Raw genomic sequence first — 19,502 nt, 5'->3', positions numbered from 1 at the left:
CTAACTGTGATTCACACCGAAAAGCAAGGCAATAATGTTCGGCTTCTCGGTACCACTCGGCTCGATCCACCCGAACGAGAATGGATTGATAAGTATCGCGAAATTCGAGAACACTTGTGGCACGCTACATTTCGCCGCCAAAGATTACTCAATCTGGTGAGTAACAAAGCTTGGTACATGGGATTTGATTCGCTCCTATGCACCATTGCCTCGGAGCAAACGATGGAAAATGAATATTTCTGTCATGATGTTCGCGAATCATTTAAATATGAGGTAGAAAATATGACCGATGAAACAGAACAAAATTCTGATGTTGAAGTTGTTGAATACTCTTGCGAAAAACTTGTTTTACGCTTGGTTAAGTCCTATGTCCTAAGTAAATTGGATGGCAAATATCAACTCAAGTGGAAAGAGGTACAAGGATCGCTGAAAGAGAAGGAGTATCGCGAGAAGAAGGCTAAAATTGCTAAGTCTGCTTTTCTAGATGTTCGCAGCCGTACTGAAAAATCTGACTTTATCAATTACTTTGCCTCTACGATTTGCTCTGTATCACAGCGAATGAACGAGGAAAGTTTTGAGAAACTAACTCGCGATCTCTATGAAGACACGGACAAAGTGCGTACTTTGACTATGCTTGCTCTCTCTGCTAACAGCTAATTTTTGATCACAGGAAAAATCAATGACTAACAAGAATTTATTTGCAACCGTTCTCACTTATGCTGCACCAAGCTCTAACTATCGTGGTGAAAGCGAAGAGAATCGTACAGTTCTCCAGAAAATTGCCAAAGACAAAAAAGAATATACGGTGATTAGCCCAGAATCGATGCGAAATGCGTTGCGCGAAATGCTGATCGCCGCAGGCGTACCATCTAATCGAAAACGTTTACACGATCAAGATCAACTTGCCGTTGAGTTCCAAGAATTTCCAAATGCTGCAAAGTATGCTGATGATTTCTTGTTTGGCTTCATGGTTGCCGATAATGATGCCATTAAAAAGAATAAAGGAATGCCACCTAAGCGCGATAGTATTCTGCGAATGAATATTGCATTAGCTTTAAATCCCTATAGATTTGATGCGACTTTTCACCAATCTCCCCAAAATGCAGGAGTTAGTCCTTGGAAAAACTCGGCTAACTCTGCGCTGCTACACCGTGAGATTTCCCACACGGCTTATCAATATCCTTTTGCACTCGCTTATAATGACTGCAAGAGTCAGCCTGATTGGGTGAAAGCTTTACTCAAAGCAATTAGTGAGCTTTCAGATGTAGCAGGTGGTCATGCACGAAGCTATTACGAAATGGCTCCCAAGAGCATTGTTGCGCGACTTACCCCTTGTCTTGTCGCAGGGTTTAATACCTACGGATTTGATGAAAATGGGGATTTCCCCGAATTGTCACGGTTGAAATCTGACGATTTGCCTGCTGGTGAGTTTTGGGTAGGTGGTGAGATTGTTCGTAATATGAAAGTAGAGGAACGCAAACGCTTCCAAGATGCTGGCGCTAAGCTGTATGAAAATCCGCAAAAGTTGCTTGCTGACCTTGCAAACGACTTTTTAGATTAGGAGAGCATCATGAATTGTATGTGGTTGCGTATTCGTGCGCCCTTTGCTGCCTATCGCGGTTTTCAGGCTGGCGTGTATCGCTCGACGATGCCGATTATGCCACCATCTGCTGCTTTGGGCTTGGTTCTAAATCTTGCAGGAATTGAAATGCGTACTGGGCTGGATAAACCAACAACCCAGATTCGTGAAGATATTCCCCATTTGCAGCTAGCGATCGGTGCAGTTGATGGCTCAGAAATTGAAGTATGTACTCTTTATCAGCAGCTTCATAGTTATCCAGTTGGCAATTCTGGTAAAGAGACCTTGAAGCCTCTAACCAAAGGTGCAAAATTTTGGATTGTTCCCGTGCGAAGAGAGTTACTGGTTGGACTGGATATGATTATCGGTATTCAAGAATTTGAGGGCTTATTCGATCGCATCCGGCAGGGTTTGCGAGGTGAGCTAAATGATCGCCGCTATGGTCTACCCTTTGCTGGGGATAACAATTTTCTCTTCGATCGCATTGATATTATCGACAGCCCGCCGTTAACTCACTGGTATGAAAAGATGGAAATTGATTCAGCACCCCGTAAGAGATCGCAACGCTTGACAGTCGGCATCGATCGCCTTGATAACAGCAAAACCACGAGCTATCTATTTGCCCCGATCGCCTCACCATCTATTGAGCCACCAATCCTAGCTTGGACGTGGTCTCCCAAAGAGCCTGAGCCAATCTCTGCATAGATCCTCATGATTTGAAGTCCTAATTGGAGAGCGATCGCCCCACCATTCCCCCACCCAAGGGCGATCGCATCTTCTCTAGATCTCATTTGCCTTGATGCGATGCATCGACCGCTCTATAATCTATCAGAGCTTAGGATCGTGGATTAAATAACCTCCAGAATTAAGCTTTTTGAGGCTTGGCGGTGTAATTCCATTTTGGCAGGTAAGCATCAAAAACGATTTCCATTGATTCCTTAAACGCCTGGGTGACTTTTCGCCCCGTTTGATACACCTTATCTAATACCGTCGCCAAGACCTTCAGACCCGTTTTCGTCTTGGCTTTACCCATCAAATCTTTAACAGTTTCCACCGACTCAAAAATGACACCTTCACACACCCGTGTCAGATGAGGGAACAGACGATGCTCAATGGGATTGTGTTTTGAGGTATACGGTGGATAGTGGGCAATGCGAATCTCAATCCCCAATTCATTGACCAATGTCTGTAAATCTTGCTTAAACAGATAGTGGCGTGAACTGTTAGACCCGCCTCCATCACAGAGGATCAAAATAGAACTGGCCTTCGGATACTCCATGGAACCGTAATGATTCCACCAGTAGCGAATCGAGTCACAGGCAAACTCTCCCGTGTCATGACTGACCCCAATCTGCACATAGCCGATGTTCAGGTCTAAGTCGTATAGTCCATGGGGAATGGCAACCCCCTCTGCCAGGGATGGCCAATCATGGTCAAGCACCTGAATCTCTTGTTGGGTATACAAACGACCCTCTCGATACAGGAGTCCAATCAACTCTTTTTTTTAGTGTCCATGCTTAAAACCGGATGACCTGAGTCTTGATAGGTTTTTCTAAGATTCCTGATGTTTTCAAACTGTTCGTTACGATGGGCGGTTTCTCCTGTAGACAGTCGTTTCTGAGCTTTGCGTTTGCGATAATGATGCTTTTTAAGCAATTGGTCAACGAGGGTAACGCTGATGGCTTTTCCGTCAACTTCGATCAACTGAGCAATCTCTTGACGCTTGAGATTTGTCCATTTCTGCCCCTCATCCATCGGCGACCCTGCGGTGTGCGCCTCTAGCCCCTCAATAAAGACTTCATCCAGTCCCTCGACGGTCTCAAAGGCTGATTTGCGTCCCCCGCCTTTTGCCCGAATCCCCGCCTGATTCATGGCCACTAAATCATCTAACTCTGATAGCCCCAATCGAATCGTGTAATAATCACACCCAAACAGAGCGCTAATGTACGATATTCCACCCCATCCCAGTTTCGCAGCTTCGATGGCCCCATAACGACGACGATCCTTTTGATTTAAGGACTTGTAAAGCCGTTGCATTTGCTGCTCAATAGCGAAGGGGTAGGGATTCATCTAAAAACAGATAAGGAAAGGATCTTCAAGCTATCACGCTTCCTATATTCTGGAGGTTATTTAATCCTCGATCCTAAGTATCATTTTTCCCCTATAGACAATCATGACTCAGGCAGAACTCGAAGCATCAGTGGCTCAGCATGCAGAAGAGTTTAACGAAATTCGTGCAATATTACGAATGGTTGCTCAGCAGCAAGCAGCAACCGCTCAGCAGCAAGCAGCAACCGCTCAGCAACAAGTTGTAAACTCTCAACAAATTGCCGCTAACGCCGAACGGATTACTGAAATCTCTGAGATAGCTGCCACAAACGCCGGACGGATTGCTGAAATCTCTGAGATAGCTGCCGCTAATGCCGGACGGATTGCTGAAGTCTCTGAGATAGCTGCCACAAACGCCGGACGGATTGCTGAAATCTCCGAGATAGCTGCCGCTAACGCCGGACGGATTGCTGAAATCTCTGAGATAGTTGCTGCTAATGGCAAGCAGATTGCCGCTAATACTGAACGGTTCACTGAAATCTCTGAGATGATCGCTGCTAATGGGAGGCAGATTGCCGCAAACGCCGAGCAAGTGGCTGCAAACACGACTGGAATCGTAGAATTACGCGAGCTACAAGCCGATTTTCTTCGACGATACGAACGATAAAAAAATTCTGAAGACTCCCTCCAACCCGGAAGCGTTTTTGCAGGGTACCCATGCCAGATTGATGCAGAAGTCAATCAGCATAAAGCAAAATGTCTACCCTTCTACAATCCCCTGCCCAAACGCAAAATACGATTCGAGTGTCTGCGCTCCACGCACTGGCCTATTGTGAGAGATTGTTCTACCTCGAAGAAGTTGAAGAACTTTATACCCAAGATGCTGCTGTCTTCGCAGGGCGTAGGCTCCATGCGGAGCTAGAAAAACAAGAAGAGGAAGATTGGGAAGAACTCTTTCTAGAAAGCCCCGAACTGGGTCTGCGCGGTCGGGTAGATGCGCTGCGTACCCGCGATGGACAGACGATTCCCTACGAGCATAAGCGGGGACGCTGCCATCGGGACGAGCAAAATCAACCGCAGGCTTGGGAAAGCGATCGCCTCCAAATCCTTTCCTATGCATGTCTGTTGGAATCTGCGCTGGGTATCCAGATCGGTGAAGGCCGCATTCGCTACCATGCCGATAATGTTTTGGTGCATGTGCCGTTAGATGATGCAGGGCGACAGGCGGTACAGGATGCAATTGCCCGTGCTAGGGAGCTAAGAACTTCCAATTTCCGGCCTCCGGTGACGGAAAACGAACGCCTGTGTGCGCGATGCTCTTTGGCTCCGGTTTGTTTGCCGGAGGAGGCGCGGCTGGCCCACGATCGCGAGTGGCAGCCGATTCGATTGTTTCCGGCGGACGATGAGCGGGAGGTGTTGCATGTTTTGGAGCCTGGGAGTTGTGTGGGACGATCGGGCGACCAATTGAAGGTGGGTCGGAAGGGTAAGCCTGTGGAGAAGATGGCAATTCGGCAGGTGTCTCAGGTGGTACTGCACAGCTATTCTCAGATTTCAACCCAGGCGCTGTATTTCTGTAAGGAGTATGAGGTGGGGGTGCATCTGGTGTCTGGGGGTGGGCGCTATATTGGCAGTTTTGACCAACGCCAGGGCAGCATTCAGCGCCGGATTAGGCAGTATGGGGCTTTGAGCGACCCGGCGTTTTGCTTGACGATGGCGAAACAGTTGGTGCAGTGTCGCGGGCAAAGTCAGCGGAAGTTTTTGATGCGGGGGCAGCGGGGCAATCGCTGCGAGGAATTGGTGGAGGCGATCGCCCAAATGCAGGCGCTTTTGAAGCAGGTGAAGTATGCGGATTCTCTGCCTTCGCTTCTGGGGGTGGAGGGGAAGTTGGCGGCGATTTATTTTGGGGTGTTATCTCATCTAGTTTCTAAGGATGCGCCTGTGTTGCTGCATTTTAACGATCGCAATCGTCGTCCGCCGAAGGATCGGTTTAATGCGTTGTTGGGGTTTGGTTATGCGCTGCTGTTGAAGGATGTGATGAATGCGATTTTGACGGTGGGGTTGGAGCCTGCTTTGGGGTTTTACCATCAGCCGAGGACTCAAGCGTCGCCGCTGGCGTTGGATTTGATGGAAATTTTTAGGGTGCCGTTGGTGGATATGACGATTGTGGCTTCGATTAATCGCGGGCAGTGGGATGCGGATGAGGATTTTGAGGTGCGGGGGCAGCAGGTATGGCTGAGCAATGAGGGAATTCGTAAGTTTATTGGGCTTTACGAGCGCCGTAAGGATGAAAGTTGGAAGCATCCGATTTTGGGCTATTCGCTGTCTTACCGCAGGTTGTTTGAGCTGGAGGTGCGGCTTTTGGAGAAGGAATGGATGGGGGAAGGTGGGTTGTTTGCGAAGTTGGTTGTACGGTAGGGGGAATTTATGGCTCAGGCAAAAAATTGGTATCTGATTTGTTACGATATCCGCGAACCAAAGCGCTGGCGGAAGGCGTATAAGTTTTTGCAGGGCTATGGGGAGTCTTTGCAGTTGTCGATTTTTAGATGCGTGTTGTCTCAACGGGAGCGGGAACGCTTGCGCTGGGAGTTGGAGAAGATTTTGACGCAGGAGGATAGTTTGTTGATTGCGGGAATATGCGATCGCTGTGTGCAAAGGGTGGTGGCTTGCAACCGTCCTGAAACGTGGCCGACTGAGCTGGAGTCTTTCAGGATTCTCTGAGAGCTGGTGTTGCAGGGTGGGCTGGTTGTGAGCGGGAAGGACTAGCACTAGCAGGCTATAAGCTTTATGGTGTAAGCGATTCTAGCTTTTGCAGGGGTAGAAAGGTGCTCGCAAGATGTTAAAATGCCTATGGTGCTTATGTTTCAGGATAATGTGTCATACAACTTTATAACTGTTTTCCTGTTGCAGAAGTTTTTTTCTATCCTGCTTGCAAGGTTGTTTCTGGAGCCTTGCCCCGCAAGGGTCCTAGCGACTGCCGTGCCGAAACCTTTGATGCCGTAAGGCGTTGAGCACTAGGTATTGAAGATATTCGTTTTGTAATTTACCATGTGCCGAAACCTTTGATGCCGTAAGGCGTTGAGCACGCAAAAGCAACCGGGAATGCTGTAGAGGAAGCAGTCGTGCCGAAACCTTTGATGCCGTAAGGCGTTGAGCACCATTTGGAGACCGCCCATTATCCATTGAGGAAAAGTGCCGAAACCTTTGATGCCGTAAGGCGTTGAGCACGAGCGCTGGCTCCGGTGGACTGGCAGCGGGGCAATATGTGCCGAAACCTTTGATGCCGTAAGGCGTTGAGCACAGGCTCCATTACGACAGACTCGGGAACCCTAATTCGTGCCGAAACCTTTGATGCCGTAAGGCGTTGAGCACATATTTGTCTTACCGCAAAAATAGGTGAGATTTTGTGCCGAAACCTTTGATGCCGTAAGGCGTTGAGCACTATGTCTACTGACGATGACACTATACTATCCACTCGTGCCGAAACCTTTGATGCCGTAAGGCGTTGAGCACGAGAAGGAATTGGTGGGTGATTCCGCAGGGTGGGCGTGCCGAAACCTTTGATGCCGTAAGGCGTTGAGCACGGCATTCTGCTTAATACTGGCGACGTGATACTTGACGTGCCGAAACCTTTGATGCCGTAAGGCGTTGAGCACCAGGCCGCTTGGCAGGTCATAGCGTCGGGCTGGGAGTGCCGAAACCTTTGATGCCGTAAGGCGTTGAGCACATCGGCGATCATTCTTTCTAATTCAGGAATCATTGGTGCCGAAACCTTTGATGCCGTAAGGCGTTGAGCACCCTTTTGCTTGCATCATGTCTTCACCTCTTTCGTCGTGCCGAAACCTTTGATGCCGTAAGGCGTTGAGCACTTCGACGGTTTGATGCTGGCAACTATGGCGATACGTGCCGAAACCTTTGATGCCGTAAGGCGTTGAGCACTCTTTGGGTTTGACTTGAATGTGAAAGTTTTTGGGGTGCCGAAACCTTTGATGCCGTAAGGCGTTGAGCACATGCTATAGCCGGGATTGTCGGCTAAAAACGTGGTGTGCCGAAACCTTTGATGCCGTAAGGCGTTGAGCACGTTAGTGTTGGCAATGGTAAATCCTCTCGGTCAGTGTGCCGAAACCTTTGATGCCGTAAGGCGTTGAGCACGACGAAGCAATCGCAGACTTAGAGGAGGGCGGGTTGTGCCGAAACCTTTGATGCCGTAAGGCGTTGAGCACGGCAGAAATAGAGGGTATCCCTTCAGGTCAGCCTGACGTGCCGAAACCTTTGATGCCGTAAGGCGTTGAGCACTTTTAGAAGAAAGCGGAACATTTTGTCAAGCTTTCTGTGCCGAAACCTTTGATGCCGTAAGGCGTTGAGCACAAGATGCATTTTTGGAGCTACAGACGGCGTATGAATGTGCCGAAACCTTTGATGCCGTAAGGCGTTGAGCACGAACGGGTTGTCGATCTGCTGGCGGGGTTTGTGCCGGTGCCGAAACCTTTGATGCCGTAAGGCGTTGAGCACATGCGCCCAAGTCCAAGGATAAAGAAAATCTATATGTGCCGAAACCTTTGATGCTGTAAGGCGTTGAGCACACAGACTGCTGCCCCTTCCACCGCACGCAATTCAACCTGCGTGCCGAAACCTTTGATGCCGTAGGGCGTTGAGCACATTACCTTAGGGCGCTTGGGAAAGCCGTAATTTTCAATCTACTGAGACTGGCAATAATTTGCCTCAACACCCGCCAACCGCCCAATTTGAAGTGGTGATTAATGAGATGCAAAATACAGGGCGAAATTTGGAGCGATTGCTGAGGGAAGAAGTTGATAGTCTGCGCGTCCATATTCCCGCCAAAATGGTGAGTCGCACGTTACGGATTCCGTTGCGTTAACGCTTTGACATTGATTTTCTTACCTTTGAGCAGCATCAATCCCAGCCTTTTTTGTCCTCACAGCTTTACCTTAAATTAAAATTGGGTACCTTAATTTAAGTGACACTGTGAGTTGACGGCATTGTGACTATGATTGGCTTTCCCTCATAAGTAAAGGGAGCCAGCATTTTATTGAGGGGATACAACGCTTATGTTGGTTGCTAATGATGTTCATACCTAGCTAAATTCAGTTTTAATCAATGAAGACCCCTGAGAATTCTTTAAAGGGTAGGAATGCAGATCTACTTTGCCAGCAGGCTACGTTACACGATCGTACTTACGATTTCTGCATTGCTGGTCTAATATCCAGCCACAGTGACTCCTGCATCCATAAGCCTCAAACTTTACCTCCTAAATCTGAGTACGTGAGTATCCATCAGTGGTTTGAAGCGCAAGTTGCCCAAAACCCCGATGCGATCGCCGTATCCTTTCAAGGGCAAATGATTACCTATCATGCTCTGAATCAACGGGCAAACCAACTCGCTCATTATCTCAAAGCACGAGGCGTGCAACCCGATGAATTGATTGCCATCTCTATGAACCGCTGCATAGAAATGGTAATTTGCCTGTTAGGGGTACTGAAGGCAGGGGGAGCCTATGTGCCGATCGATCCAGCCTATCCCCACGAACGTCGCGCCTATAAGTTGCGAGATGCCAAGGTGCGATTCATCTTGACTCAGAAGCGTTTAGTCGAACTTTTGCCAGACCATGAGGCTTGCGCGATCTGCCCCGATACTGACTGGCATGACATCGCACCCTACAGCACTGAAAATCCGCCGATGCTGACCACGCCGCAGCAGTTGGCTTACGCGATCTATACCTCAGGCTCGACGGGCAAACCAAAAGGGGTCACGATCGCTCACCAAGGCATGATTCACCACAGTCAGGCGATCGTCCAGATATTTGCCCTTCAGGCTGGCGATCGAGTCCTGCAATTCTCTAGCATCAGCTTCGATATCTTCGTTGAAGAAGTATTTCCCACCTTAGTCAGCGGTGCGACGATCGTACTCAGAACGGAGGAAAGTATCAGCTCTACACGCCGCTTTCTAGAGTTTATCGAGCAAGAACGAATTACAGTGCTGAACATCCCAACTGCTTTTTGGCATGGACTCGTCAGCGGTCTGGGATTGCTCAATGCTCGCCTACCGCCAGCGGTGAGGTTAGTCATTGTGGGCGGAGAAAAAGCATCTCGTGCAGTTTATGCAGAGTGGCTGCAATTAGTAGGGCAATATCCTCGCTGGCTCAATGCCTATGGACCCACAGAAGCTACTGTTACAACAACCATTTTTGACCCGACGGCGGAAGGCTATAACCCCAGTGAGGCAGAAATTCCAATCGGTCGCCCCCTACCCAATAGCCAGATTTACATCCTAGATAAGGACTTGAACCCACTACCCGACGGTGAGATGGGCGAAATGTATATTGGCGGTCCAGGCCTTGCGAGGGGATATCTCAACTTAGCGGAGCATACTGCCAGTCGGTTTATTGCTAACCCATTTAGCGATCGCCCTGGCGCGAGGCTCTATCGAACTGGCGACATTGCCCGCTATTTACCGAATGGCACATTGGAATTCATAGGTCGCATCGATTTTCAGGTAAAAATTCGAGGTTTTCGGATTGAGCTACCAGAGATTGAAACCTATCTAGAACAGTACCCATCCGTGCAGCAAGGCATCGTGTTGGCCCGAGAGGATGTACCTGGCGAAAAGCGCCTCGTGGCCTACATCGTTCCGAAGCATCAACAGCGCATTGAGTTGCCTGCATTGCGCTCATTTCTGCAAAGAAAACTTCCGGAATATATGATTCCAGCGGCAGTTGTGGCAATGGAACGTTTCCCGATGATGCCTAATGGCAAGGTCGATCGGCATGCGTTTCCAGCACCGCAAATTGCCGATATGATTCCACATAGTGGAGCCGTTTTGCCCATTGATGGGCTAGAAGCGAAACTCGTAAAGATCTGGGAACGACTGCTGAATGTTAAGCCGATCGGCACCACCGATAATTTTATGGATTTAGGTGGAACTTCTTTGCTCGTGGCTCGGTTGGCTGACGAAATCGAGCGACACTTAAACCAGAGCTTACCGCTATCCGTCATCTTTAACGCTCCGACGATCGAGCAACTTGCCAAGGTTATCCGCCAGGGCAATGTCGCAAATCTGAACTTTTCTCTAGTCGAGCTTCAAACGCAGGGTTCTAAGCCACCCCTATTTTTGTTTGAAGGTGCATCCATTTACTATCCGTTAATTCCATATTTGGGGTTAGACCAGCCGATTTATGGCTTAATCGCTCTTTTTAAGGATGGCGTGAATGGTCCTACGAACCAAGTGGAGGCGATCGCAGCCTACTACTTGAGTGAAATCATGAAAGTACAGCCAACGGGTCCCTATTATTTAGGCGGGTTTTCCTTTGGCGGCATCGTCGCCTTTGAAGTGGCGCAACAATTAGTAGCTCAAGGACAAGAAACCGAATTGTTAATCCTGTTTGATGCCATGTTGCCCTCTGCCTTCAAACCAGTCTCCCTATATCGGCGATTGCAATTCCACGTCCAAAAAATCCTCAAGCATGGCGTGCGCCATGTTGCCGATCGCATTATCGATCGAGCAACAGCATTGACTGATAGGACAATCGCCCTAAGCGACAACCTGTGGGTAAAGTACCGCACAGCGAAAACACGCAAACAACCAGCCTCTCATACTACTGACTACTTGAGCATAGGCGAGATCATTGACCGAGCAGAACGCATTTATACGCCAAAACCTTACAGGGGTCAGGCGGTTATGTTTCGAGCGCTCGATGCTCAAGCGGACGAAAGTATGTCCCTCGATCCCAATTTGGGCTGGAAACCCTATCTCAACGACAGCATGGCCGTTTACGATGTGCCGGGAGATCATCTGGGTATCTTACTGGAACCCAATGTCGGTATTATCGGTCAACATCTGAAACACCTACTGGATAAGGCTCACCAAGATAACCTGTTGCCATAGTCTTCTTCAGCGAGAGCGGAAGCCCCGCTTTCGCCTTTGCTTTCGCCTAAACGCCCTCGGTTGGCTAGAGCTGAGCGATCGGGTTTGGCTCGATCTTGAGGGGAAGGGGCGATCGCTGCTACAGCTACTCGGATGCTGGTTTGAGTAGCGGGTAGCTGAGAAGGCGATCGCCAAAGTCAGTAGCGGCAGTTCAGCAGCAGTGCAACGGGTGCCCTCTTCTAATTGCCGGTTCCCACAGCTCGATGAATGGCCGGATTAGCAGCACTCAATAATGGGCGTGTTTGCTTAAAATTTCAGCAAAGCCTGGAACCGCTGCCGATATGTCACTTTTTACAGACTTGCGTAGTTGATTGTATGAAGTACAGATCAGCTTATTTCTGGCACGCTGAATTTTTGCATCCGTAACACTTAGGATCGTATCAGCGGTCAGTTCGCAGTTTTGTGTCAGATATGACACTGGGTCGCCTAACTCTATCCCTTTTTCCCACATCGGTTCTAGCGCGCTAATCGCCTCCGGCAACAGACGCTGTATTGCGCCAGGAATATAATCTGCACTCAATCCCTTGACAACTTTATAAGTAGCCTTAAATGCCATTCCAGAAACTCCGCTCTTACATGACACCTGTTCGTCCATTAATTTGGCGCAGTCTTCCGCAATCCTCGACGCGATTCCTTCATCCGCTAATTGCTCGCTCAATCCCATAAGTCATCTTCCTATTTGATTTTCGTTTGACAGACAGCTTCCTTCCTCACAAGACGTTTCTAAGGAATGGCAACTATCTGTTTTCAATGACTATAGCGGCTTTTGGGAGGTTTGGGTATGGCGGGGGTTTGCTCGCAAGACAAACATCCTTCTAACTTATCGGCTTCAAAGCCTTTCGTACCCCTGTCTTCTCCTAGGGGTAGATCGAATTTAGCTTCCTATTACACACAATGGCTCAACTCTAGGTATTCTTGGAAAACTGGGCTTCAGATGGAGAGATTTTTGATGCCGACCCTTAAACCCAAAATATTCCAACCCCGATGGCAAATTCCTGCCGTTCTCGCCGTAACTATTGTGATTAATTATTTTAACCGCAATAACCTCTCTCTGGCGCTCCCTCGACTGGCTCAAGATTTTGGTTGGAGCGATCGCGAAGTCGGCTCAAAGGGCGAATTGTTACTTGCTGCCTTCTATGTTTCCTATGCCCTCTCTAACATGCTAATGAGTCCTGCTGCTGAGCGATTCGGGCCAAAACGCAGTGTCATGATGACCATTTGTGCGTTCTCTCTCGTTACGATTTTGAGCGCCCCATTGGGCTATTCCTTGTCCGCCTTGATTGTTTTGCGTCTGCTCCTAGGACTCGGCGAAGGCGTCCATATCCCCATGGCCAGTGCGATTACCAGCCGTTGGTTTCTGTCCGACGAGCGATCGCGAGCCAATGCGATTTGGGTAAGCGGCATTTTATTGTCTACCTCTATTGCGCCCATTATTATTGTTCCTTTGATTCATCTGTGGGGCTGGCGATCGACCTTTGCTGGGCTAGGGATTGGCGGAATGCTGCTGTCGCTTCCATTGATTTACTTTCTCATACCAGATGAGCCGTCCCATATCGCTAGCCCAGATGCTGTTGTCACCGCAACCGACTTTCAACAGCAGAAACAACAGCAGAAAATACAGCAGATTGCCTATCGTCAAAATCCTTTGTTTTGGCTCATGGTGACTGGAGGAAGCCTCAATGCATTTTGTTCCTTTGGTTTATTGAATTGGCTGCCAACCTACTTTAATCGTGCCAAAGGGATCGATTTCGAACAATTGGGATGGCCCCTTGCGCTGGTCTATACCGCAGGAATGTTCGGTATTGCCTTAATGGCATATTTAGGAGACAAGCTCCAAGGGAGAATACAGCTCGCAGGGATGGGTTTCCTGATGGCAGGCGGTATGGTCTACATTGCTTCCACGACAACTCAGGCGGTGCCTTTGGTGTTATTTTTCGCGGGCGCGGTGTTCTGTCAAAGTGCCTATGGTGCTCAGGAATACGCGATTGTTCAGCGCATCTTACCCGTCGATCGCGTTGGTGCTGGGACTGGGCTTTACAACGGGTTAGCGGTCTTGTTGGGTGGTGTTGGCGGTTCTCTGATTCCAGGAACGATTGTGGCTATGACAGGAAGCTTTGATGCTGGCATTCTCAGCATTGTTGTGGGCGCTTGGTTGGCATCCGGTGTGATGTTCGTGTTGGCAAAAAGCCTCCGATATTGAGCACACGCTGGTCGATCGCCCCTCCAATGACTTTGAGGAAAGCCAGCCCCAAAGCGAGATCGCCCATCAAGCTCTAGCTACGCTCTAGCTTCAACCCCAGCAACATCGGCTATTGAGCGATCGCCCTGTCGAGGTTATGCGACAGACTGCGATCGCCCTCGTGCAATAGCCGGGATAGGGAAGGGCGATCGCCTCACCTCAGCCCGACGACTGCCCTAGCTGTGCGGCCTCGTGTTGGAGTCACTGCGGTATCTCAGTTCTCAGCTCGCTGGATGGTGGGGGTGGGGGCAGTTTCGACCGTTTGGGGAAGCGATATCCTGACGTGTAGACGCCTCGCGCTCCGCGAATATAACCGATTGGCAACTTTTGCTTCGGTACTGCAATTCGAGTCAGCTCGGATGCCGATCCTTCGACTGGGGTAAGCTCTTGGCGCGCGGCGATCGCATCGCTCTGGCTTGAAAGCGCCCTAGCGGTCTTGGTCACCATGAGTACCTTGAACCCTTGACGGGTTAGTGCCGTCTTGAGCGATTCTGCCTTGGTGCGATTGCTAAAAATACCCACCTGCATTACCGACTGACCCCGATGGGAAGTTCTAAAAGCACCGGGCTGATGAGCGCGAACTTTAGCTTGCTGAGTTGGAGTGGGGGCAAGCACCATCACCAAATAGGAATGTCGTCCAGAAACATCGGAGGCAGGAGCGGAAGGAGGAGCGGGTTTGTAGACGACCTGTTTGGGACTCGTTGAAGGCTGTTTGGGAGTCTTTGAAGGTTTCTGTTCTGGACGAGAAGCCACCCGAGCGGCGGGTGCGGTATCCCGACTGAAATAGATATGACCGAGGGTTTTACCCCCATAGGTGCGTTTTGCAAATCGCCAACCATCCTTCAATTTAATTTTCAGAAAACCGGAGCGAATTCCATGGGTGCGGCCCAGCTCGATGACTTTTCCTTTTCCTTTACCAGAGCGAGAAGGAACGCCCAGTAACAGCAGATCGTTTTTCTGTTTTTGCAGGCTGAGCTGGTAACTCATTCCCAAATCTCGGCCCGCAGCGCGGATGGAATACCCATTGCTATCGGTACTGCGCCCGCAAATACCCGTAAAGTTAAAATTCAGCAGCAACGGATCGATGCGGGTTGGGCTAGAACTGCTCTCTCGCCAGCATGGCTTTTTATTAGAGCGCTGTTCCAAAACCAGTAGGGTGTAATAGCCCGAAGCGCGAGGGACTGCAACGGCCACAAACTTGCTTTGGTCCACCTCAACTTGACTAAATGTTACGGCTTGGGATGGTCTGCCGCTCGACCACAGCCAAAGTGCTATAGCTCCAGCACAAAGGCTCCAGACCCGCAGTCCAGATTGACTCATCATTCGTTCCTCACACCCTTAGCGCAACTCAAAAACCCAGGCTAAAGAGTTACTTGTCTGCATAGACTATAAGCCCATACATTTGATTGTCAAGAGCCATTTCCACAGTTTGTCCGAGGGCTGTGACGGCGGCTTCAGATTGTTGTTTTAGTGGTAAAAAAAGTTAATAGGCGTAAGGGTTTTTGGGTTCTGGAATGGGCTGAACCGTACTGGCCTGGATCGCGACTTGACGTTTGCCCTTCAGCGTTTCTGTCGCCATTTTGCCCCGAACTTTAAACCAGCGGTCGGCTGGAATTTCGCTTTTGGACTGCGTAAATCTCACGGGAAGTCCCACGGGGTAAACGTCCGCTGCACAGCAAGTGATCACAAACCGCGTTAGGGTAAAGTAGCCTGCCGGTAAATTAGGGTCGCGCACGACAAAGCCATCCACGCTGACTTTTTGCCCTGCGTAGGCATCCGGTTCTGGGTATACATCGATGGTCCGAATCCAGTCAATAAGCGATCGCGACTCCGAAGAGCGATTGACGCGAAACGACTGAGGCCGCACCCGCGTCACGATAGCGCTGTCCTGAAGCCCTCGCTGAATGGCCGTATCGCTCACGAAGGGTCTGGGCGCGATCAAAAAGCCCATGATGGCCGCAACCAATAAAATGCAGCTCATGAGCAGCGGTGAAAAGAGAGTTTGGTGCGATTCTCGCCACCCCATCTGACGGCGAATCATGCGCAGGAGGTTGAGACTGGCGATCGCCAACAGCACAAATCCCGCTCCAATACTGAGGGCGAAGTAATTGGGATGGATCAGCAGCCCCAACTTACCGGAGTGCCAGTAGAACAGAAACAGCGCGCCCCACAAACCCAGAGCAAACGTATGAATCCACTCCGATAGCTTTGACCATTGCTGGCGCGGGAGAGGAGGTGTTGGGTTCATGGCATCTCAGTCCTTGGCATTGCGTACCGATATCGAAGCTTAGCGAGGGTTGGGAGGTTAGCTGACATGTAAATTCATAAAAAGCGTCAAGATCAGCGTGAGCTGAACGATCAAAACAACCAAATAAATCATGGCGCGGGGCCGAAAAATGGTGAGCAGCAGCCCCAAACTTTTCAGGTCGAACATGGGGCCAAAGACTAGAAAGGCTAAGATTGCGCCGCTGGTAAAGGTCGTGGCAAAGGATAGGGCAAAAAACGCATCCACCGTCGAACAAATGGAAATCACGCCGCCTAAAATCAGCATAGCAATGACGGACGTGACGGGACCTTGGCCGATACTCAATACCCACTCGCGGGGCACGGCCACCTGAATTACGGCGGCCAAAAGGCTGCCCAGCACCAGAATGCCGCCCAGTTCCCGCAATTCCTGCACCATATTTTCCAGGAGGAGGGGGAGTCGATCTTGCCAAGGAATCTTGGCTTTAGGATTGGGGCGGAGCGCGGCGGCGGCAACTGCATCGAAGGCCACGGGCTGTCCGCTGGGCTGACCCAGCAAAAACGTGCCCGTTTGCAGCAGTGCAGGCGTGTCGGACAGGCTGGGCTGCACGAGGACATCCGGCATCCATCGGGCTAGGGCGGGCTGCAAAAACGGACGCATATCCTTTTGAACGCTGAAGACGCAGGCCACGGTCGTCGAAATAATCAGGGAAAACACGACCCGGAGCACCACAATTTCAGGCTGGTCCCGAAAGGCTGTCCAGGTGGCCCAGATCACGACGGGGTTGATGGTGGGTGCGGCCAACAAAAAACCGATCGCAACCGGAACCGATACCCCCTGGAGAAGCAGACGCCGGGCCACGGGCACATTCCCGCACTCACACACCGGAAACAGGAAACCCAATAGGCTCCCAGCCAATGCGCCTAGAAACGGATTTTTGGGCATCAGCGCGATGAGACGCTGTTCGTTGACAAACAGCAGCAGCACGCTGGAGGCCAGCACTCCTAGGAGCAAAAAGGGGATGGCCTCCACGATTAGGCTGAGAAACAGGGTAAAACCACTATTAAATTGAGACATGCGACCCGTTTATGGTGAAACCTGTTGGGAATTGAACGCTAAAGCACTGTTGGGATAGACCTGCCCCCCAAAGCTTGAGTTCCAGCAGTCCCCATCAATCATAGAATTTTACGCCTGAATCGTCCGCGTGTCTCTTTTCGATTGCCCTTAACAGCAGCGATCGTCTGCTCCAACTCATACCCTGTCAGGTGTTTGCGGACTCTTGATGCGTGGCGATCTTAGCCCATCGCTTTGTCAAGCGTTTACCCCAAACCATGCATCATCCTGACGAACAACCTGCCTTTCAACGAGGTAGTGGCAATGTCTTTGCCGACCTCAGCATGGATGATGCGGATGAACTGTTTGCGATGGATACTGTCTGCACAAAGTGCTTACAGAAGGGGATCCTGTTGCATTTGCAACGATAGCGAACTATAGTTCGCTATAATGTCGGAAGAAAAGTAGAATAGCGTGACAAATGCATTACCGAGAAGGGTTATCGTCTACACGACACCCGATGGACAGGAACCCTTCAGCGAATGGATGAATGGCCTGAGGGATGTCATGGGAAGAAAGCGTATCCTTGCCCGTGTGTCACGAATGCAGCAGGGCAATTATGGTGATTGCAAGCCAGTCGGAGAAGGGGTAAGCGAATTACGGATGTTCTTCGGTTCCGGCTATAGAGTTTATTTCGGCGAACACGGCAACGATCTAGTTGTTCTGCTATGTGGTGGGGATAAAAGCAGTCAGGATGATGATATTACACGAGCTAAAGTCTATTGGCGGGAGTATCTGAGCGATGCGGAATCATAGAACGATCGGCGAGGTTGAAGAGGAATATCTTCGCAAGCATCCAGATGAAATTGATGACTACATTACTGTGCTGTTCGACGAGTATGCGGAAAGTGGCGATGCTGCTGCACTGCTGTCATCTCTGCGAATCGTAAGCCGTGTCAAAGGTGTCAGTCAGATTGCCGAGGTCTCTGGCCTGAGCCGCAAAGGGTTGCAGAAAGCCCTTTCGGAAAATGGCAATCCGCAATTCAGCAGCGTGAACGCAATTTTGAAGGCGATGGGTTATCGTCTTGCACCGCAAAAGCTGACGCCCTCTGTACCCACATTGCAATAATTTTGAACGACAAGAATGTTATGACATTGTCGGACGTTTATGTTCGGATGAGCTTACAAATCGGGGTAATACCGTGACAACTAAAACCCGTTCTGAGAAACTAGATTTGCGACTGACTCCTGCCGCCAAGCAAAAGCTCTACCGTGCCGCTGCCCACCGTTCTGTCAGCGATTTCGTGCTCGAAAGTGCTTTGGCGCAAGCCGATGAAACACTGGCCGATCGGCAGCATTTTGGACTGGATGCCGAACAATGGACTGCTTTTATGGCCGCGCTCGATGCGCCGCCCCGTCGTCATGAGCGCATGGAACGTCTGCTGAACGAGCTGAGCATTTTTGATGAATCTGCTTCGTCATGACGGTTCTGAGTATTGAAAAGCTGGAACGTCGCCATGCGGTAGAGCAATTCGACTGCAGCGAGGAGGCTCTCAATCGGTTCTCGATCCAAGGCGATCGCCCCTTAGGCCGCAGTATTACGAGTGCGATAGCTACGCACCAAGAGTCCGCAGCCACTCATCCAAATCAGCCGCAGAAGAAAAATCCAGTAACGCCTCGCCCAGCGATTCCAGTTGTTCCAGGGGTAAGGATTCAACCTGCGATCGCACCTCAGAAGAGAGAATCCCTACACGTCGGGAAAGCAGGCGGAGGATAAGCGATCGTTCATGTTGTAACCCCTCCTGAATCCCTCGCTCAAACCCGAACCGTTCCGCATTCGTTACATAAGTCACCTTTCTTTCCTCCTCAAAGACTTGGAGTTCCTGCCAAAACTCACGCTCTACTGCCTCTGGTAAAATCATAACCCAATCGATAAAGCGGTATAAATCCAGAATCTCTTGCCGTTGGTAGCTTTTCTCATAGAGCGCCCGAGTTAACGCAAACTTCCAAGCCTTACGCCGATCCACATTGCGTTTTGTCTCAACCACCTTCAAATGCGTCATTACCACCGTCGCAAATGGATTAGTGCTAGATTCCAGCTCGTCTAGGCGATCGCGCCAATCCAACAGTTCCGCTGTCCCAAACCTAAAATTAAGCGAGGTATCAGGGTAATTGGCATCATATCGATGGGGTCGCCAAGACAAACTTTCATTGCAATCAAATGCTTGAAATGCAGTTTCAACGTGTCGCGATTGGAACCCGCGATCGCCACTGCCTCGCCAACCGCGATGCGACCCCGATCTGAAGCGACGAAGTAACGATCGTGCACCATTACTACACCCATTTATCGAGCGAAAAATACACCCTCTATCTCAGACTCGACATAATAGAGAAGAGAT

The 19,502-nt window shown here is 50.0% G+C and carries 19 protein-coding genes, 1 pseudogene and 1 CRISPR repeat array; of the genes and pseudogenes, 13 read left to right on the top strand and 7 right to left on the bottom strand.

Going from position 1 to position 19,502, the window contains the following annotated elements; translation table 11 throughout:
- Positions 1-6: 6 nt before the first annotated feature.
- Genes cmx8 through cas5 form a run of 3 tightly spaced genes read left to right on the top strand, consistent with a single transcriptional unit; the run spans position 7 to position 2,284 of the window.
- Entirely contained in the window at positions 7-657 is a 651-nt protein-coding gene (gene cmx8 / locus R6H26_RS20040; protein WP_404784958.1) for a type I-MYXAN CRISPR-associated protein Cmx8, read from the top strand.
- Positions 658-679: 22 nt separating this feature from the next.
- The gene (locus R6H26_RS20035; protein WP_404784956.1) at positions 680-1,561 is read left to right on the top strand and encodes a hypothetical protein; all 882 of its coding nucleotides are present in this window, start codon (positions 680-682) and stop codon (positions 1,559-1,561) included.
- A 9-nt stretch (positions 1,562-1,570) separates the two neighbouring features.
- Positions 1,571-2,284 (top strand): type I-MYXAN CRISPR-associated protein Cas5/Cmx5/DevS, encoded by a 714-nt coding sequence (gene cas5 / locus R6H26_RS20030; protein ID WP_404784955.1) that lies wholly within the window; start codon positions 1,571-1,573, stop codon positions 2,282-2,284.
- Positions 2,285-2,444: 160 nt separating this feature from the next.
- On the opposite strand, the pseudogene R6H26_RS20025 reads toward cas5, so the two are convergent.
- Positions 2,445-3,334, bottom strand: a pseudogene (locus tag R6H26_RS20025) (ISAzo13 family transposase).
- 418 nt (positions 3,335-3,752) lie between these two features.
- Here R6H26_RS20025 and R6H26_RS20020 point away from each other — a divergent pair.
- The 5 genes from R6H26_RS20020 to R6H26_RS20000 all read left to right on the top strand — a co-directional run bounded on the left by R6H26_RS20020 (position 3,753) and on the right by R6H26_RS20000 (position 11,527).
- Positions 3,753-4,295, top strand: a complete 543-nt coding sequence (locus R6H26_RS20020; RefSeq protein ID WP_404784953.1) for a hypothetical protein — start codon at positions 3,753-3,755, stop codon at positions 4,293-4,295.
- An 89-nt stretch (positions 4,296-4,384) separates the two neighbouring features.
- On the top strand, positions 4,385-6,043 hold the full coding sequence (gene cas1, locus R6H26_RS20015; RefSeq protein WP_404784951.1) for a type I-MYXAN CRISPR-associated endonuclease Cas1: 1,659 nt from the start codon (positions 4,385-4,387) through the stop codon (positions 6,041-6,043).
- Positions 6,044-6,052: 9 nt separating this feature from the next.
- The gene (cas2, locus tag R6H26_RS20010) at positions 6,053-6,346 is read left to right on the top strand and encodes a CRISPR-associated endonuclease Cas2 (protein WP_404784948.1); all 294 of its coding nucleotides are present in this window, start codon (positions 6,053-6,055) and stop codon (positions 6,344-6,346) included.
- A gap of 258 nt (positions 6,347-6,604) precedes the next feature.
- A CRISPR array of direct repeats spans positions 6,605-8,284; the repeat unit is 36 nt; unit sequence GTGCCGAAACCTTTGATGCCGTAAGGCGTTGAGCAC.
- Positions 8,285-8,342: 58 nt separating this feature from the next.
- The gene (locus R6H26_RS20005; protein WP_404784947.1) at positions 8,343-8,504 is read left to right on the top strand and encodes a hypothetical protein; all 162 of its coding nucleotides are present in this window, start codon (positions 8,343-8,345) and stop codon (positions 8,502-8,504) included.
- Positions 8,505-8,908: 404 nt separating this feature from the next.
- Positions 8,909-11,527 (top strand): amino acid adenylation domain-containing protein, encoded by a 2,619-nt coding sequence (locus R6H26_RS20000; RefSeq protein ID WP_404784945.1) that lies wholly within the window; start codon positions 8,909-8,911, stop codon positions 11,525-11,527.
- A gap of 265 nt (positions 11,528-11,792) precedes the next feature.
- Here R6H26_RS20000 and R6H26_RS19995 read toward each other — a convergent pair whose 3' ends face one another.
- Positions 11,793-12,230: a DUF6918 family protein gene (locus R6H26_RS19995; RefSeq protein WP_404784943.1), complete on the bottom strand. Its 438-nt coding sequence runs from the start codon at positions 12,228-12,230 to the stop codon at positions 11,793-11,795.
- A 285-nt stretch (positions 12,231-12,515) separates the two neighbouring features.
- On the opposite strand from R6H26_RS19995, the gene R6H26_RS19990 reads away from it, so the two are divergent.
- A complete protein-coding gene (locus tag R6H26_RS19990; protein ID WP_404784942.1) occupies positions 12,516-13,766 on the top strand; it encodes an MFS transporter in 1,251 nt (416 codons plus the stop codon).
- A 240-nt stretch (positions 13,767-14,006) separates the two neighbouring features.
- Here R6H26_RS19990 and R6H26_RS19985 read toward each other — a convergent pair whose 3' ends face one another.
- The 3 genes from R6H26_RS19985 to R6H26_RS19975 all read right to left on the bottom strand — a co-directional run bounded on the left by R6H26_RS19985 (position 14,007) and on the right by R6H26_RS19975 (position 17,127).
- Positions 14,007-15,128, bottom strand: a complete 1,122-nt coding sequence (locus R6H26_RS19985; protein WP_404784940.1) for a DUF3747 domain-containing protein — start codon at positions 15,126-15,128, stop codon at positions 14,007-14,009.
- Positions 15,129-15,288: 160 nt separating this feature from the next.
- On the bottom strand, positions 15,289-16,053 hold the full coding sequence (locus tag R6H26_RS19980; RefSeq protein ID WP_404784938.1) for a TIGR03943 family putative permease subunit: 765 nt from the start codon (positions 16,051-16,053) through the stop codon (positions 15,289-15,291).
- A gap of 57 nt (positions 16,054-16,110) precedes the next feature.
- On the bottom strand, positions 16,111-17,127 hold the full coding sequence (locus R6H26_RS19975; RefSeq protein ID WP_404784937.1) for a permease: 1,017 nt from the start codon (positions 17,125-17,127) through the stop codon (positions 16,111-16,113).
- A gap of 209 nt (positions 17,128-17,336) precedes the next feature.
- Here R6H26_RS19975 and R6H26_RS19970 point away from each other — a divergent pair, with 209 nt between their 5' ends.
- The 4 genes from R6H26_RS19970 (at position 17,337) to R6H26_RS19955 (ending at position 18,587) form a co-directional block, all read left to right on the top strand.
- Complete coding sequence (locus R6H26_RS19970) at positions 17,337-17,534, top strand: hypothetical protein (protein ID WP_404784935.1); 198 nt, start codon at positions 17,337-17,339, stop codon at positions 17,532-17,534.
- A gap of 43 nt (positions 17,535-17,577) precedes the next feature.
- Positions 17,578-17,919 carry a type II toxin-antitoxin system RelE/ParE family toxin gene (locus tag R6H26_RS19965; protein WP_404784933.1) on the top strand — a complete coding sequence of 114 codons (342 nt, stop codon included), beginning with the start codon at positions 17,578-17,580 and terminating at the stop codon, positions 17,917-17,919.
- Positions 17,906-18,232: an addiction module antidote protein gene (locus tag R6H26_RS19960; RefSeq protein WP_404784931.1), complete on the top strand. Its 327-nt coding sequence runs from the start codon at positions 17,906-17,908 to the stop codon at positions 18,230-18,232. The genes R6H26_RS19965 and R6H26_RS19960 overlap by 14 nt, the downstream gene beginning before the upstream one ends.
- Positions 18,233-18,305: 73 nt before the next feature.
- Positions 18,306-18,587 carry a DUF1778 domain-containing protein gene (locus R6H26_RS19955; protein ID WP_404784929.1) on the top strand — a complete coding sequence of 94 codons (282 nt, stop codon included), beginning with the start codon at positions 18,306-18,308 and terminating at the stop codon, positions 18,585-18,587.
- 129 nt (positions 18,588-18,716) lie between these two features.
- On the opposite strand, the gene R6H26_RS19950 is transcribed toward R6H26_RS19955, so the two are convergent.
- Positions 18,717-19,229, bottom strand: a complete 513-nt coding sequence (locus tag R6H26_RS19950) for a DUF4351 domain-containing protein (protein ID WP_404784927.1) — start codon at positions 19,227-19,229, stop codon at positions 18,717-18,719.
- Positions 19,208-19,435, bottom strand: coding sequence for a hypothetical protein (locus R6H26_RS19945; protein WP_404784926.1), 228 nt, complete (start codon positions 19,433-19,435; stop codon positions 19,208-19,210). Before R6H26_RS19945 ends, R6H26_RS19950 begins: the two co-directional genes overlap by 22 nt.
- Between the last annotated feature and the right edge of the window lie 67 nt (positions 19,436-19,502).

The organism is Altericista sp. CCNU0014 (assembly GCF_044923475.1).
GTDB lineage: Bacteria > Cyanobacteriota > Cyanobacteriia > Thermosynechococcales > Thermosynechococcaceae > JAAURS01.
The sequence above is the reverse complement of the archived record's forward strand: the minus strand, read 5'-3'. Positions and strand labels throughout refer to the sequence as shown.

What these genes read in the sequence shown, in the direction of transcription:
- cas5 (WP_404784955.1), top strand. Translation starts at nt 1,571, where the DNA reads ATGAATTGTATGTGGTTGCGTATTCGTGCGCCCTTTGCTGCCTATCGC.
- R6H26_RS19995 (WP_404784943.1), bottom strand. Translation starts at nt 12,230, where the DNA reads ATGGGATTGAGCGAGCAATTAGCGGATGAAGGAATCGCGTCGAGGATT.
- R6H26_RS19945 (WP_404784926.1), bottom strand. Translation starts at nt 19,435, where the DNA reads ATGGTGCACGATCGTTACTTCGTCGCTTCAGATCGGGGTCGCATCGCG.
- R6H26_RS19980 (WP_404784938.1), bottom strand. Translation starts at nt 16,053, where the DNA reads ATGAACCCAACACCTCCTCTCCCGCGCCAGCAATGGTCAAAGCTATCG.
- R6H26_RS19985 (WP_404784940.1), bottom strand. Translation starts at nt 15,128, where the DNA reads ATGATGAGTCAATCTGGACTGCGGGTCTGGAGCCTTTGTGCTGGAGCT.
- cas2 (WP_404784948.1), top strand. Translation starts at nt 6,053, where the DNA reads ATGGCTCAGGCAAAAAATTGGTATCTGATTTGTTACGATATCCGCGAA.
- cas1 (WP_404784951.1), top strand. Translation starts at nt 4,385, where the DNA reads ATGTCTACCCTTCTACAATCCCCTGCCCAAACGCAAAATACGATTCGA.
- R6H26_RS20035 (WP_404784956.1), top strand. Translation starts at nt 680, where the DNA reads ATGACTAACAAGAATTTATTTGCAACCGTTCTCACTTATGCTGCACCA.
- R6H26_RS19960 (WP_404784931.1), top strand. Translation starts at nt 17,906, where the DNA reads ATGCGGAATCATAGAACGATCGGCGAGGTTGAAGAGGAATATCTTCGC.
- R6H26_RS19990 (WP_404784942.1), top strand. Translation starts at nt 12,516, where the DNA reads ATGCCGACCCTTAAACCCAAAATATTCCAACCCCGATGGCAAATTCCT.
- R6H26_RS20020 (WP_404784953.1), top strand. Translation starts at nt 3,753, where the DNA reads ATGACTCAGGCAGAACTCGAAGCATCAGTGGCTCAGCATGCAGAAGAG.
- R6H26_RS19975 (WP_404784937.1), bottom strand. Translation starts at nt 17,127, where the DNA reads ATGTCTCAATTTAATAGTGGTTTTACCCTGTTTCTCAGCCTAATCGTG.